Raw genomic sequence first — 1,157 nt, forward strand, 5'->3', positions numbered from 1 at the left:
CACCCCAACGACACCCCACCCCACGGCAGTTGTGCTGGACGCCACGGCGGTGACGGACACCCGGACCCTCACCGAGGTGTACGCGGCGCTGCACCCCGTGGTGCGCACCGTGGCGGACAACGGCCGCGTCCTGGTCCTCGGCTCCCCGCCCGACCCGGCGGACCACCACCAGGCGGCGGCACAGCAGGCCCTGGAAGGGTTCATACGCTCCCTGGCCAAGGAACTGGGCCGCGGCCGCACCGCGAACCTCGTCCGCGTCACCGGCCCGATAGCCACCGCCGACTCGACCCTGCGCTTCCTGCTCTCCCCCAAGTCCGCATACATAACCGGCCAGTTGATCGAGACCGGCCCCGCCGAGACGCTGGCCGCCCCCGCCGACCGGGACCGCCCGCTGGCGGGCCGCACCGCCCTCGTCACGGGCGCGGCCCGCGGCATCGGCGCGGCGGTCGCGGAGGTCCTCACCCGCGACGGCGCCCGGGTCACGCTCCTCGACGTACCGTCCGCCCGCCCGGACCTGACCCACCTCGCCGACCGCCTCGGCGGCACGGCGCTGCCCCTCGACATCACGGCGCCCGACGCCGGCGACCAGATCGCCGCGGCGCTGCCCGACGGCCTCGACATCCTCGTCCACAACGCGGGCATCACCCGGGACCGCAAGCTGGCCAACATGGCGCGGGACCGCTGGACCTCGGTCCTCGACGTCAACCTCACCTCGGTCCTGACCGTCACCGACACGCTCCTCAAGACCGGCACGATCCACCGCGGCGGACGCGTCGTCGCCACGGCCTCCATCGCGGGGATCGCGGGCAACGCGGGCCAGACGAACTACGCGGCGAGCAAGGCGGGGATCATCGGGCTCGTCCGTTCGCTCGGGCCCCGCGCGCTTGCGGAGCACGGGGTGACGGTGAACGCGGTGGCGCCCGGCTTCATCGAGACGAAGATGACCGCAGCGGTGCCGCTGCTCATCCGCGAGGCGGGTCGCCGCATGAACTCCCTCTCCCAGGGAGGTCTCCCCGTCGACGTCGCCGAGGCGACCTCCTGGCTGGCCCAGGGCGGCCTCAACGCCCAAACGATCCGAGTCTGCGCCCAAAGCCTCCTCGGCGCATGACCGTGCCCCACCACCTCGCCCCCTCCCCCCGCGCCGCCCTGCCGGGTAG

Annotated in this window: 1 protein-coding gene; it reads left to right on the top strand. The window is 74.1% G+C overall.

What is annotated here, in order from left to right; translation table 11 throughout:
* On the top strand, positions 1-1,108 hold a 1,108-nt coding region (locus AOK03_RS40180), incomplete at its 5' end, for a 3-oxoacyl-ACP reductase (RefSeq protein ID WP_055570232.1).
* Between the last annotated feature and the right edge of the window lie 49 nt (positions 1,109-1,157).

This window comes from Streptomyces atriruber (assembly GCF_001418325.1).
Classification (GTDB): domain Bacteria; phylum Actinomycetota; class Actinomycetes; order Streptomycetales; family Streptomycetaceae; genus Streptomyces; species Streptomyces atriruber.